General features: G+C 63.8%; 13 protein-coding genes. 8 read left to right on the top strand and 5 right to left on the bottom strand.

Annotation, left to right across the window (positions count from 1 at the left end):
• The first annotated feature begins 6 nt into the window (after positions 1–6).
• From CIT31_RS12820 to fae, 5 genes are all read left to right on the top strand, one after another.
• Positions 7–1101: an ATP-grasp domain-containing protein gene (locus tag CIT31_RS12820; RefSeq protein ID WP_095518872.1), complete on the top strand. Its 1095-nt coding sequence runs from the start codon at positions 7–9 to the stop codon at positions 1099–1101.
• Complete coding sequence (mch, locus tag CIT31_RS12825; protein ID WP_095518873.1) at positions 1098–2054, top strand: methenyltetrahydromethanopterin cyclohydrolase; 957 nt, start codon at positions 1098–1100, stop codon at positions 2052–2054. Before CIT31_RS12820 ends, mch begins: the two co-directional genes overlap by 4 nt.
• A gap of 85 nt (positions 2055–2139) precedes the next feature.
• Positions 2140–3084: an ATP-grasp domain-containing protein gene (locus tag CIT31_RS12830; protein ID WP_095518874.1), complete on the top strand. Its 945-nt coding sequence runs from the start codon at positions 2140–2142 to the stop codon at positions 3082–3084.
• 12 nt (positions 3085–3096) lie between these two features.
• The gene (locus tag CIT31_RS12835; protein WP_101918689.1) at positions 3097–3954 is read left to right on the top strand and encodes a triphosphoribosyl-dephospho-CoA synthase; all 858 of its coding nucleotides are present in this window, start codon (positions 3097–3099) and stop codon (positions 3952–3954) included.
• A 168-nt stretch (positions 3955–4122) separates the two neighbouring features.
• Positions 4123–4629 carry a formaldehyde-activating enzyme gene (gene fae, locus CIT31_RS12840; protein ID WP_077373969.1) on the top strand — a complete coding sequence of 169 codons (507 nt, stop codon included), beginning with the start codon at positions 4123–4125 and terminating at the stop codon, positions 4627–4629.
• 265 nt (positions 4630–4894) lie between these two features.
• Here fae and CIT31_RS12845 read toward each other — a convergent pair whose 3' ends face one another.
• Complete coding sequence (locus tag CIT31_RS12845) at positions 4895–5593, bottom strand: HisA/HisF-related TIM barrel protein (protein WP_095518875.1); 699 nt, start codon at positions 5591–5593, stop codon at positions 4895–4897.
• Positions 5594–5649: 56 nt separating this feature from the next.
• Here CIT31_RS12845 and CIT31_RS12850 point away from each other — a divergent pair, with 56 nt between their 5' ends.
• The gene (locus CIT31_RS12850) at positions 5650–6684 is read left to right on the top strand and encodes a hydantoinase/oxoprolinase family protein (RefSeq protein ID WP_095518876.1); all 1035 of its coding nucleotides are present in this window, start codon (positions 5650–5652) and stop codon (positions 6682–6684) included.
• 13 nt (positions 6685–6697) lie between these two features.
• Here CIT31_RS12850 and CIT31_RS12855 read toward each other — a convergent pair whose 3' ends face one another.
• From CIT31_RS12855 to CIT31_RS35090, 4 genes are read right to left on the bottom strand one after another with little or no spacing between them, the layout of a single operon-like run.
• Entirely contained in the window at positions 6698–7288 is a 591-nt protein-coding gene (locus tag CIT31_RS12855; RefSeq protein ID WP_095518877.1) for a DUF447 domain-containing protein, read from the bottom strand.
• A gap of 3 nt (positions 7289–7291) precedes the next feature.
• Positions 7292–8686 carry a DUF6513 domain-containing protein gene (locus tag CIT31_RS12860; protein ID WP_095518878.1) on the bottom strand — a complete coding sequence of 465 codons (1395 nt, stop codon included), beginning with the start codon at positions 8684–8686 and terminating at the stop codon, positions 7292–7294.
• Positions 8679–9230, bottom strand: a complete 552-nt coding sequence (locus tag CIT31_RS12865) for a flavoprotein (protein WP_065010930.1) — start codon at positions 9228–9230, stop codon at positions 8679–8681. Before CIT31_RS12865 ends, CIT31_RS12860 begins: the two co-directional genes overlap by 8 nt.
• A gap of 3 nt (positions 9231–9233) precedes the next feature.
• Positions 9234–11075 (bottom strand): (5-formylfuran-3-yl)methyl phosphate synthase, encoded by a 1842-nt coding sequence (locus tag CIT31_RS35090; protein WP_095518879.1) that lies wholly within the window; start codon positions 11073–11075, stop codon positions 9234–9236.
• A 225-nt stretch (positions 11076–11300) separates the two neighbouring features.
• Here CIT31_RS35090 and CIT31_RS12875 point away from each other — a divergent pair, with 225 nt between their 5' ends.
• Together CIT31_RS12875 and CIT31_RS12880 are read left to right on the top strand one after the other, a co-directional pair.
• Positions 11301–12551: an ABC transporter substrate-binding protein gene (locus CIT31_RS12875; RefSeq protein ID WP_095518880.1), complete on the top strand. Its 1251-nt coding sequence runs from the start codon at positions 11301–11303 to the stop codon at positions 12549–12551.
• A gap of 66 nt (positions 12552–12617) precedes the next feature.
• Positions 12618–13559, top strand: a complete 942-nt coding sequence (locus CIT31_RS12880) for a YVTN family beta-propeller repeat protein (protein WP_165778459.1) — start codon at positions 12618–12620, stop codon at positions 13557–13559.
• Positions 13560–13585 lie beyond the last annotated feature (26 nt).

The raw sequence follows: 13585 nt of genomic DNA on the forward strand, positions 1-13585 counted from the left end.
TCTCTCTTGATCGCGGCGATTTCAGGCCGGGCGCTGGCTGCCGCCGCGCGCCGCGCCGGCTATCGTCCGCTGGTCGCCGATTTCTTTTGCGACACGGACACGGTCGCGCTCGCCGAACGCGCGACGATGCTGCCGGGCGACCTGCAAGGCGGCATCGACGGCGAGCGCATCATCGAGACGCTTCGGCAATTGGCTGGAGACGACCAGCCGGCCGCCATTGTCCTGGGCTCGGGTTTCGAACGGATGACGGAGACCGTCGACGAGGTTTCGCGCCATTTTCCGCTCGCCGGCAATAGCGGCGCCGCGATCCGCAGGATCAAGGACCCGCAATTGCTGGCCGCCGATTGCGCCGAGCTCGGCATCCCGCATCCGGAATTCCGATGGGACCGGCCGCCTGATCCGGAGAACTGGGTGGTCAAGACGGCGGGCGGCGCCGGCGGCACGCATATCAGACGGGCTGCCGGAGAAGCCCCGGCCACAGGCCGTTATTTCCAGCATTTCGTTCCCGGCCGCAGCATCTCGGCCCTCTTCGTCGGCGACGGCCAAACCGCTGATATCGTCGGCTTCAGCCAACAATGGGCGTCCCCCGCCCCGGCAGCGCCCTATCGCTATGGCGGCGCCGTGCGGTTGAGACGCTTCGACCGCAGGCAGGCGGCGATGATCCGCGGCTGGCTTTCAGGTCTGACGCGCCGCGCTGGCCTGGTTGGATTGTGCAGCGCCGATCTCATTCGCGCACCGGATGGCTACAAGCTCATCGAGATCAATCCGAGGCCAGGCGCCACGCTCGACATTTTCGACGATGCCGACGCGCCACTGATCGAAGCGCATTTGCGCGCCGCGGCAGGCAGGGCTTACCGCCTGCCGCGCTTCGTCGATTCGATGGCGTCGATGGTGACCTACGCGGCAGCGCCGATCGCCCGGTTTCCATCGATTGCCTGGCCTGAATGGACTGCGGACCATCAGTCGCCAGGCACCCGGCTGATCGCTGGCGATCCTGTCTGCACCATCTTCGCGCGCGGTCCGAGCGCCGATTTGACCAGGCGGCTCATCAAGGACCAAGCCAACCGATTGCAACATCAATGGGAAGGAGACCGGACATGAAAGATGGTTCGGCATTCCTGAATGACAATGCGCAGCGCATCATCGATGGCATGATCGGCGACGCCGAACGCCTGCGTATCGCCGTGTCGAGGGGCCCACTGGGCGAGTGCCTGATCGATGCCGGCGCCAAGGCCGCCGGCGGCGTCGAGGCCGGGCTGCGCATGGCAGAGGCCGCGATGGGCGGTCTCGGCAGCATTTCGGTCTGCATGGACCGTGCGTCGCAGAAATGGCCGCTCACCATCGAAGTGCGGTCTTCGCAGCCGGTGCTTGCCTGCCTGGGCAGCCAGTATGCCGGCTGGAACCTGTCGAGCCAGGGCTATTTCGCCATGGGATCGGGGCCGGCGCGGGCGCTCGCCCGCGTCGAACCGCTGTTCGAAGCGCTTTCCTATCGCGATACGGCGTCATCCGCCGTGCTTATCCTGGAGACGGCCGAACCGCCCCCCCAGGCGATCGTCGAGAAGGTCGGCAAGGTGACTGGACTGCCAACCGAAAAGCTCACCTTCCTCTATGCGCCGACACAAAGCCTTGCGGGCAGCGTGCAGATCGTTGCACGCGCGCTCGAGGTCGCCTTGCACAAGAGCAACGATCTCAAATTTCCGCTGGACAACATCGTCGACGGCATCGGTACCGCCCCTATCCCCGCTCCCCATCCGGATTTCCTGACCGCCATGGGCCGAACCAACGACGCCATCATCTATGGCGGCAGCGTTCAGCTCTTCGTAAAAGGGTCGTCGAAAGACGCCCGTGAGCTCGCGGAGCGACTGCCGAGCCGAGCCTCGCGGGACCACGGCCATCCCTTCGCCGAGATCTTCAAGCGGTTCAACGGTGATTTCTATGCTATCGATCCGCTGCTGTTCAGCCCGGCCGAAGTGATCGTCACGGCGATCGAGACCGGCGATACGTTTCGCACCGGCGAGCGTGATCTGCAGATGCTCGAACGGAGCCTCGGTTAGGGCATGGCGCTGCAATGGATTCCTCGTTCATCCGCCTGCCGGGCCGCCCGCTCGCGCCTTCGGTATCCGGTATCCGAGGCGTGACATGATCCCCCGCATCCTGATCGTCAGCGACGTCTCGGACGCCCGCGCCAAGGGCCTGGCGGCAAGGCTGGAACGGCGCGGCGCGGTGGTCGCAACGGTGCCGCTGGCGGCGATCGCGTTCGACACCGGCAGCCCGAGCGGACTGTCGATCCCCGGCTTCGACGGCGCGCTGCCCGACGCCGTGCTGGTCCGTTCGATCGCCGCCGGGTCATTCGAAGCGGTCACCCGCCGCCTCGGCGTGCTGCACGCATTCGGCAAGCTTTCCATTCCGGTGTGGAATTCCGCACAGGCGATAGAACGCTGTGTCGACAAGTCGATGACGACCTTCCTCCTGAAGGATGCCGGCCTGTCGACGCCGCCGACATTCGCGGTCGAGGGACGTGCCATGGCCGAAGTGATCGCCGGACGCGAACTGCCGTTTACGCCGCTGGTGCTGAAGCCGCTCTTCGGCGCACAGGGTCGCGGCATCAGGCTGATCGAAACGCTGTCCGATCTCCCCGCCGAGGACGAGGTGAACGGCGTCTACTATCTCCAGCACTACGTGCCGCGTCCCGGCCCTCCTTTCCGCGATTTTCGCGTTTTCGTCTGCGCCGGCGAAGTCCTGGCGATGATGAGCCGACGTGGCGACGACTGGATCACCAACGTCAATCGCGGGGCAGTGCCCGAGCAAGTCTCAGGGCACGGCGAAACCGAATTAGCGGCGCTGGCAAAAGCCGCCGCCGCCGCTATGTCAGCGGATTTCGCCGGCGTCGATATCGTGCCGGCGGCCGACGGCAAGCTGTTCGTGCTGGAGGTCAACAGCATGCCGGCCTGGTCCGGGCTTCAATCGGTCGTCGCGGTGAACATCGCCGATGCGATTGCCGATGCCCTGCTGAAATTCCTGGCTGATCGCACCGAGGCGGCGGCGGCGCGCGCCTACCGCCTTACGGCGCCGGCGAATTCGTGACGAGCCGGTAGAATGGCGCTTTCGCGAGAACGCCTCCGGGTTGCCTACAAGGATTCCTGCCGGATGGAGATCGAGGCGCTGAAACCGGGCAATGTCCATCTGTTCGCCGACGGGCACGGCATGTCCGCCGCCCAGTTCATGACCAGCGCCGAGGTCTCGTCCGGACCGCTGACCGACCCTCGCCTGCCGGTCGGACGGCGCATGCTGGAAGCGGTCCGCGCGACTCGCCTGGCGGTCGCGACCAATACCAACCTCGGTATCATACTTCTGGCAGGGCCTCTGCTGTGCGCCGCCGGAATGGCAGGCGCCCCACTGCACGACAATCGGCTGCGCGACAATCTCGACGCGGTGCTGCGCGCGATGAGCATGGACGATACCAGGGCGGTGTTCGAGGCGATCGTTGCGGCCGTGCCGGGCGGTCTTGGCGAGGCCGCGAACGATGTGCGGCAGGAGCCGAAGGTTCATCTGCTCGAAGCCATGCGGGAGGCGGCCGACCGCGACATGATCGCCCGCCAGTATGTCACCGGTTTCGGCGACGTGTTCGGCGTCGGGCTTGCGGCTCTGCAAGCGGCGTTGGCACGCGGCGAAGGCGGCATGTGGCCGACGGTGTTCGCCTATATGGCGTTTCTCGCCGGCTTCCCTGACAGTCATGTGGTGCGCAAGCATGGCGCTGAAGCCGCACTTCAGGCGCGCCAACAAGCCCTTGCCGTTGAGGCGGCGCTGCATGCCAGCGATGACGAGACGTCACGCATTCGTCTGCTCATGGAGCTCGACCGCCGGCTGAAAGCGAACAAGGTCAATCCCGGCACCTCGGCCGACCTGACCGTGGCTACTCTTTTAGTCCACACCCTCGGCGTTCAGCTTGCATAATCGCGACGTTGGTGGTTGACTTTCAGGAGCGGAAGCTGGGCTTCCGCGGCTATCCAGCCAACCGGTCCGGATCTCCGGGCGCTGCCAACAAGGATAGCTGTCCATCGAGCGCTCGCTCGGTTTGCGGCGTCTTTGGACACCATAACTGTGTCTTGGAGGAGAATTGGCATGGCAAAGATCTCGAAAGTAATGGTCGGTGAATCGCTGGTAGGAGACGGCAACGAAGTGGCGCATGTCGACCTGCTCATCGGCCCGCGGGGGAGCGCGGTCGAAACAGCATTTTGCAACGCGCTGACCAACAACAAGGACGGTTTTACCTCCCTTTTGGCGGTGATCGCGCCCAATCTTCAGTGCAAGCCCAACACCGTGATGTTCAACAAGGTCACGATCAAGGGCGCCAAGCAGGCCGTGCAGATGTTCGGCCCGGCGCAGCATGCGGTTGCCAAGGCCGTACAGGACAGCGTCGCCGAGGGGATCATTCCCGCCAACGAGGCGGACGATCTGTTCATCTGCGTCGGCGTTTTCATCCACTGGGACGCCGCCGACGACGCCAAGATCCAGAAGTACAATTACGAAGCGACGAAGGAAGCCATCCAACGCGCCGTCGCAGGAACGCCGACCGCCGCCGAGGCCACGGATAAGCGGGACCAGGTGAAGCATCCGTTCGCGGCTTAGACAAGAGACAGCCCCGCACAGGCAAAACCCTCGGCGGAGCCCGAGGGTCTGTTGCGCCGCCTGAAAAAGCTTCTGGGCCTTTAGGAATCGGACCCGATCTTGCCTTCTCCCCTTGTGGGAGAAGGTGGATTGGCGCGCAGCGCCAAGACGGTTGAGGGGTGCTGGAAGGATCGCCGGCGGTGCCAAGCTGGAACACCCCTCATCCGATCGAGCTTCGCTCGGCCACCTTCTCCCACAAGGGGAGAAGGCAAGAGCCGCGCGGACCTCAGGCACCAAGCGTTGTGAGGTGCCCGGGCGTGAGCGTGCCGTCATGCAGCGAGGTTGCGACCAGCGCGGCGGCGATACCGAGTGACGAAAGGGCGCGAATGTCGGCCTCGTTGCGCACCCCGCCGGCCGCGATGACGGAGCGGCTTCCAGCCTTCCCCTTGATGGCCTCGAGCCGCGTGAAATCGGGACCGGAGGCGGAACCGACCTTGGCCAATGTCATGACGATCAATTTTTGCGGCCAAAGCGCCGGCTCGTCGAGAAATGCTGCCGGGCCGCGAAACCCGTCGTCGAAGAAATCCAGCGACAGGATAAGCTCCGGATGATCGCAAAAGCGCCGCAACAGCGCGTCGTCCTGCTGCGATTCGGATCCCAGGACCGGGCAAAGCCAGGGTTCGGCAAGTGCTGCCGAAAGGGTTTTCTCGTCGGCGAAGCCGGCATCGAGCCAAAGCTCCGGCGGCTCCGCCATCGCCTTCAGCCGGGCAAGCGCGCCGCTGTTTGGCGTTCCGCCTTCGATGGCATCGAGATCGGCGATATAAAAGGCCGGAAAAGGGTAAAGCCGGCGCAGGCCTTCGGCGACCGCAACGACGTCGGAAGTTTGGCTGAGCGGCGTGACGATCGGCTTGTAGCGATCGCGTTTTCCTTGCTGGGCGCGGACCACCTCGCCGCCTTTCAGGTCGAGAACCGGAATGATACGCAACGCTCTTTTTCTCGCTGACCAACTGCCCCTGACCAACTGTGATGAAAGCTTGAAGTGTGGAAAAAAGAAAGAGCATCGTTGCCGGCTTCGATATTGGCGGCGCGCATCTGAAGGTGACGCGTGCGCAAGACGGCCGCATCCTCGAGGCAGTAACGGTCGCCACGCCGCTTTGGCTCGGGCTCCATACCCTGACCTCGGCGTTCGAGGAAACGGCTCCAATCTATGCCGGCGCCGATCTCAACGCTTTCACCATGACCGGCGAACTGGCGGACATCTTTCCGTCCCGCGATGCCGGCGTCGCGGCACTGCTGGATGAGATTTCAAGCCGTTTCCCAGGCGAAAACCTGATCTATGCCGGACCGTCCGGCTTTGTCGGGGCTGAGCAGGCAGCGCGGCTGAGCGCCGATGTCGCCTCCGCCAACTGGCACGCGACAGCGTCGTTGGTGGCAAAGCTCGCCGGCGATGCGCTGTTCGTCGACATGGGCTCGACCACCACCGACATCATCGCCATAAAAAATGGCGCCGTCGCCAATGACGGCTACACCGATGCCGGACGGCTTCTGAGCGGCGAACTGGTCTATACCGGCTTCACCAGGACGTTCCTGTTCGGCGTCGCCTCGTCTGCTCCCGTCCGCGGCAGGCTGACGCCGCTGATGAACGAGTATTTCGCCTCGATCGCCGACGCGCACCGGATCCTGGGGGTGCTCGACGAAAAGGACGACAGGCACGCTTCCGCCGACGGCAAGGAAAAGACGATCGACGGTTCGATCGCCCGGCTGGCGCGCATGATCGGGCGCGACGCTGCCGACCTGACGTTGCCGGAATGGCGTGAAGTCGCGCGCTGGTTCAGCGAACAGCAGTTGCGCAAGATGCACGACGCAGCGTCCCTGGTTGCCGGGCCCATGGCGCGGGATGTGCCGATCGTCGGCGCCGGAACCGGCCGCTGGCAGATCAGGCGGCTGGCCGAACGCATGGAACGCCGCTTCGTCGACTTCGCCGAGATCATCCCCGCAGATGACGCCGTTCGCGGCGAAGCCAGCAGCGTCGCGCCTGCGTCCGCAGTGGCGCTGCTGGCGGGATCTCAATTGTAGGCACTATATTGGTTCAGCCGCGTACCTCATCACCGCTGGACTCCTTGACCGACAGGTGATCGCCGACACGCTGCATCAGCCAGTCCCAGGCTTGCTTTTCGGCCTCGCCCGCGGTCTTTTCGATGGCAATCGACAGGTAGGCGACTTCCGCCTCGATCTTGTCGCGCTGCAGCATGCCGAGCCGGCTGACCAGGATGGCCAGCTCCAGCACCGCCGCCTTGGCGCGGTTGAAGCCGGTGAACGGCGCATGCGTTTCCTCCTGCACCACGCGGCAGAAGTGGCGAGGTCGCATAGCATCGTCATCGATACCTTCGACTTCGAGGACAGAATGCGCGAGCGCCGCTGCGAGCCGCGGCACCGGAAACCCGTTTACCGCAACGGTTGGCCAATGCTTGCGCCCGGTCAGGCAGCCGGCAAAGATACGCACGTCATCGGTGTAATTGGCGATGGCGAACGGCACTTCGGCGAGATTGTCGAGCGTGATCGACGGCCGGAACGGCGCGATCACCCAGCCGTCCTTCTCGGCGATGATGCCGATCGGCGCTATGTGGACGTCGCCGGTCTTGCTGACAGTGGTGATGATCGATTCTCTGATGTAGGGCATGGTTTAGCGCTCTTTCTTCGCGCGAAGCGTGTGGCCCGCCTCCGCAAGGCGGGTGCGGTCGGTTTCTGGAGCCGGCGCGGCAACGCCCCATGCGAGCGGCTCGTCCTGCACATAGCGCTTGCCGAGGCGCCACGCGATCTCGGCCTTCATCAGTTCGGCGCCGAGATAGAACGCATGCGCGCCATCTGCCTCAACGCCAAGCCCGGCAAAGAGTTCGAACGCATCCCTGGAAACTGCATGCCCCTTGCCGTTGAAAACATGAATGCCGTCCTCGGCGGTCATGATGCGGAAGTTGTTGTCGCGCACCTCCGCCGCGAGCGCTGCGATATCCTCGGTCGAGGCCGTAAACGGCTTGCGGTCGTGAACCTGCAGCAGCCCTGGATGGTAACTGCGCGGCAGCGCTCCGTCGTTCTTCGCCGCAAACAGGATGCGGCGGGCAACATCGTGCTCCTCGATCGTTCGCAGCGTGTGCGGGCTGACATGCACGGCAAGCACGTTTCGGATCTGAAGTTCCGAGCAGAGCCCGGCCAGAACCGCGGTAACGCCGGAACTGTCGGCGTCGGTCAATTCGGTGAGATTGCCGGTGCCCATCAGCAGTTCGATGTCGGGCCAGCGCCGCCGCGCCTCAATGAAGCGCGCAAGTGAGGCCGCAAAGCCGAAATGGATCGGGTCGAGCACGGGATCGGCGATGAAGGCGACGCCGGCCTTTTGCGACGCTTCAATGGCGCGGCCGAGCGAATCCAGGTCGCCGGGCGTGGCCGGGATCAAAACTGGTACGGCCTTGTAGTCGAAGGCCAGCGGCAGCGTGTTCTCATCGAGGCTGAGAAGATAGTCCGCACCGGCGCGTGCGCCGATCGACAGTTCGTCTGATCTGGCCGAATCGACGCTGACCAGAAATCCCTGTGCCTTCAGTTCGCGCACCGCCTCTTCCAGCAAGGGAAACGGCGTTTCCGGCAGGCAGCCGAGATCGATGACGTTGGCACCGGCCGCGGCCAACGTCCGTGCCCTCGCCACCAGCGCCTCGACCGACAGCATCGGCGCGTCGACGATTTCGGCGAAGATGCGCATGTCGTGACGCGAAAGGTCAGGCGGCTCGCCCGCCCGGCCGAGGAAGGCCGGCAGATCGGCGATCTCGTCAGGCCCGCGCACGAAGGGCACGCCGAAATGGTTCGACAGATGCTCGATGTCGCCGCGATAGCGGCCGGGCAGGATGACGCGGTCGATGCCGCCCGTCAGGCTGAGCCGCCGCTTGATGATGTCTTCGCTCATCAGCGCCGCAACCTTGACGCCGATGTCGATGATCTCCCAGGCAAATTCGGTTTCGCCCAGTCCGGCCAGCAGCCTTTCCAGCCGGACTTTTGCCAGGTGGCCGGTAAGAAAGACCAGCCGCTCAGCCATGGCGTGCGAGTTCGGCGTAGCGCCGTCTGACCGAGGCTTCGAGATCGGCAAGCGACTCGACCACCTGTGTTCGCTCAAAACTCTTCAGCTGGTTGGTATTCTCCAGGTCGATCCTGCGCGGATAGACCTTGACCAGCCCATGCGGCGCCATGGTTTCGAGTTCCGGCGCGGTGTCGCAGGCAAAGACGATGGCCGGCACCCGGCATTTTCCCGCCTGGGCAAAGACGTTGGTGGCGAGCGTGTCGGAAATGCCGTGCACGCATTTGGCGACCGTATTGGAACTGGCCGGCGCCACCACCACCGTATGATAGACACCATGATAGAATTCGCCGACCGGGATCGCGCTTGCCGTCTTGTCGTGCAGCACGCGCGTCGTCTCCGGAAAATCGAGCTTGAGCTTGTACATGCGCAGCACTTCGTTAGCGGCTTTCGACACGAAGACATCGCAATGCTCGATCTGGTGGATGAGTGCAAAACTCTCCGTAAAAAAATGACCGGAACCGGTCAAAACCCATGCCCAGCGCGGCGTATGCAGCGTCGCCATCGCCTACCCTGCTTTTCTTGCCGACCGGATCGGAGCCGCGATCCGAATGCCGGGCAGACTGCCCGCCGCGAGCAGCGCCGCGGCGTCGGCGGCATCTTTCGGGCCGGCGAGATGGACATCGACACCGTCGGGCAGCATGGCGGCGAAGCCGGCATCGACGATGCCTCTGGCCGCCAGGCTGTCGATCGCGTCGCTGCCGAAGAAGGCGCCGGTCTGCTTGATCAAGAGCAGCGCATTGGCGCCGAGCTTGCCGGCAAGCCAGGCGGCCAGCGAATCGGAGGTAACGTCCCAGGACGCCGGAATGTCCGGCGCCGGCAGCGCCAAGGACGATGGCAGCCACACCGGCACTTTCCCCGCGTCCAGCGCCCGCCGCATTTCTTCCAGCGACCGCGCCGGCGCCAGCCTTTCGTCGCGGTCGAGGATGATTTGGGCGAACTGCTCCATGGCGAGGATCGCCATGGCGTGGGCGGCGGTGTCGGAAAAATCCATGTAAATCTGCGTCTCGCGCACCTGGTCGGCAAAGCGGCCGCCGCCGGGCACGATGACGATCGGCAGGCTGGAGCCCGCCAGCGCCGCGATCCAGTCCGCCATTTCCGTCGCATCGGCCGTGCTGCCGCCAAGCTTGACGACGGCTCGCTTGGCGATGACGCGCCTGACGGCTTCGGGCCTTTCCGGTCGCGGCTGGGAAACAGCGCCTTGGTCTTTTCGGCCGGCAGCGCCGGAGGCGACGCCGCGGCCAGCCGATTGGCGCTTGCGTTCGATCTCGACGCCGACGCCGCCCGGGCCGAGTTCGAGTTTTTCCACCCTTACCGTGACGCGTACGACACGCGGGTTGTCCAGAATGTAGGTCGCCACCTGCTCGGCCAAGGCCTCGCTAAGCTGGACGTGGCCGCGCGCAACAATGGTGCGAATGCCATCCATGATGATGTCGTAGGAGAACACATGGCGCATGTCTTCGGGATGGTCGGTGACTTGCAGCACGTCGGCGGTCACGTCGAAACGCACCTTCTGTGTATGGCCGTGCTCGAAGCTGTAAGCGCCGATCTGAACCGGCAGGACAAAGTCCCGCACGAAGATTTTGTCGGTGCCCAGTGTCGGGTCGGTGCCCGGCGAATAGCCCCTCGCCGCCAGCAGGCGGTAGTCGACGCTCGACGGGCCGCCGGCCCGGGATTCTTCCGGGACCAATTCGCGGATCTGCGCAACGGCCTCGACACTGATCGAACCCACGCGGCCGGAGTGGCCGCACAGTGCCCCGCGAAAGCCGAGAAAATCGGGAGCGAAGGGCAGCAGACGCGGGATATCAGGGATTTCCAGCGATCCGCTCAGGCCAACAATCAGACCGAGCGATTTGGCTCGATCGATGAAACCCGGGATACGCTCGGGCGGCAGATGGTCAAGCAGCCGCCCGTTTGCCTTGATCGCAGTGTCGACCATAGCGCCATGGAAGCGATGTTTGGCAAGCATCGGCAGAAGCTCGAAATCCGGCGCCAGGTCGGCGAAAAGCACGGCGATCAGTTTCGTTCGCGCGGCGAGCGGCTCGAGCGCCGCCGCGCAGGCGGAGACATTTTCCGACGGGAAAAAGCCTATCTTGACGTAATCGACGCCGGTCGCGGCGATCTCTTCGGCCTTGCCGCGGATCGTCTCCGGTTCCATCGGCAGGTCGCCGCAGACCGCGCTGACCGGCGCCCGGCCGGCGATGAATGAAATCGTCCGGCGGATGGTTTGCGTGGATACCGCGCCCAGCGCCCCCGCCTTCGGATCCTTCAGGTCGACGATGTCGACGCCACCCGAAAGGGCGATCTCCGCCTCGTCGACGCCGGTGACACTGGCCAGCATTCTGGTCATTGGAAGACTTTCTCCGGCATGAGGGACAGGGCGCTCTCGGGTCCGGATACCGAAATCCGCTCAGTTGCGCTTCCGGCGAGCAGGCATGCCACTAAAGCAGACGCGAGAAGTCCACTTTCAGGGTTTGATAAAATTTGCGGGTCAGCTAAGCTCATCATGGGCACCTTGACTTCGCGCCGGTCCGGCAACAATCGGACTTTAGCGCAAGAACGGGTAATTTTATCGATGACGAGCGCGGTGCCGGGCACTCTCGCGGCCTTTTTGTGCTTTTTTTCCCTGACCGTCAACGTTCCGGGCGCGCTGGCCCAGGAAGCGACGGGCAAGCAACCGGCCGCAACGGCCAAGCCGGAAAAAAAGCTGACCGAAATCAAGATAGGCTATTTACGCGCCTATGCGCCGCAGCTCGCTTTGTCGGTGCTCGACGTCCCGCCCCGCGATGAAGGCGTTGCCGGCGGCAATGTCGCGATTGCCGACAACAACACGACCGGCAGCTTCCTCGGCCAGAAATTCAGCCTCGACGTGATCGAGGTAAAGCCGGACGCGGATGTCGTTGCGGCCTTCCAGGAAATGATCGCCAAAGGCGACCGCTACGTAATCGCAGACCTCTCGGTCAAACAATTGCTGTCGATCGCCGATCTTGCCCGCGACAACGGCGTTCTGATCTTCAATGCCGGCGCCACCGACGACAGTCTTCGCGAGGAGGAATGCCGCGCCAACATCTTCCACACCATCCCGACGCGCAGCATGCTGGCTGACGGGCTGGCGCAATATCTGATCTGGAAGCAATGGCGGCGCTGGGTGCTGATCTTCGGCTCGCACCAGCGCGACCAGCTTTTTGCCGAGGCCCTGCGCCGGGCGGCGACGCGCTTCGGCGGCGAGATCGTCGGCGAAAAGCTGTTCGAGGATACCGGGACAGCACGGCGAACCGATTCCGGCGTCGTCCAAATCCAGCGGCAGATGCCTGTCTTCACCCAGGATCTGCCGGAGCACGATGTGTTGCTGGTCGCCGACGAAAGCGAGGTGTTCGGCACCTATGTTCCGTTCCGCACCTGGACTCCGCGGCCGGTCGCCGGCACCGCCGGGCTCACCCCGTCGGCCTGGCATCCGGCCAGCGAGCAATGGGGCGGCACCCAGATCCAGAACCGCTTCGCCAAGGCAAACGGCCGCCGCATGATGTCGAAGGATATGGCGGCATGGACCGCGGTGCGCATCCTCGGCGAGGCGGCGACCCGCACGCAGGGTGCCGACCCGCGCAAGATGGCCGACTTCATCCGCTCCGACGATTTTTCGATCGCCGCGTTCAAGGGGCAGAAACTGACTTTCCGCAAGTGGAACCAGCAGTTGCGGCAGCCGATCTTCCTCGGCGACAACAGGTCGGTCGTCTCGACATCGCCGCAGGAGGGTTTTTTGCACCAGATGTCGGAGCTCGATACGCTCGGGGTCGATGAACCGGAAACAAAATGCGTGCTTGAGTAGAACCAATTGGGAGGAATTTCAGTGCAGAGACGAGCTTGCGCACTCGCCATTCTCGCGACCGGCTTCATGGCCGGCCCAGCGTCGGCCTACATGGCCTATGTTTCCAACGAGAAGGACAACACGATGTCCGTCGTCGACACCGCGACGATGCAGGTGGTGAAGACCGTCAATGTCGGGCAACGTCCGCGCGGCATCACCATCTCGCATGACGGCAAGCACATTTATCTCTGCGCCAGCGACGACGATTCGATCGAGGTGATCGACACGGCGTCGCTGGAGATCGTCGATACCTTGCCCTCCGGGCCCGACCCGGAGCTCTTCGTGCTCTCGCCTGACGGCAAGACGCTTTATATCGCCAATGAGGACGACAATCTCGTCACCGTCATCGACATCGAGAATAAGAAGGTGCTGGCTGAAATTCCGGTCGGTGTCGAACCGGAAGGCATGGGCGTCAGCCCGGACGGAAAGATCATGATCAATACGTCCGAAACGACAAACATGGCGCATTTCATCGATACGTCGACCCACGAGATCACCGACAACGTGCTGGTGGATGCGCGTCCGCGCTTCGTCGAGTTCACCCCCGACGGCAAGCAGGCCTGGGTGACTGCCGAGATCGGCGGCACTGTTTCGGTGATCGACAATCAAACGCGCGAAGTTGTCCAGAAGATCACCTTCGAGATTGCCGGCCTGAGGGCCGAATCGATCCAGCCGGTCGGTGTGCGCATCACCGCCGACGGCAAGAAAGCCTATGTAGCGCTCGGACCGGCCAACCGCGTCGCGGTGATCAACACGCAGACATACGAGGTCGAGAAATACGTGCTGGTCGGCCAACGCGTCTGGCAGCTCGCTTTCACTCCGGACCAGAAAACCATCATCTCGACCAACGGCGTGTCGAACGACATCACCTTCATCGACGTGGAGACCGACGAGCCAGTGCAGTCGGTGACCGTCGGCGCGCTGCCATGGGGCGTCGTCGTCTCGCCCAATTTGAATCAACCCAATTGAATCAAACAGACAGAAAAACAGCAGAA

Source organism: Mesorhizobium wenxiniae (assembly GCF_002284535.1).
In the GTDB taxonomy this organism is placed as follows: Bacteria; Pseudomonadota; Alphaproteobacteria; order Rhizobiales; family Rhizobiaceae; genus Mesorhizobium; species Mesorhizobium wenxiniae.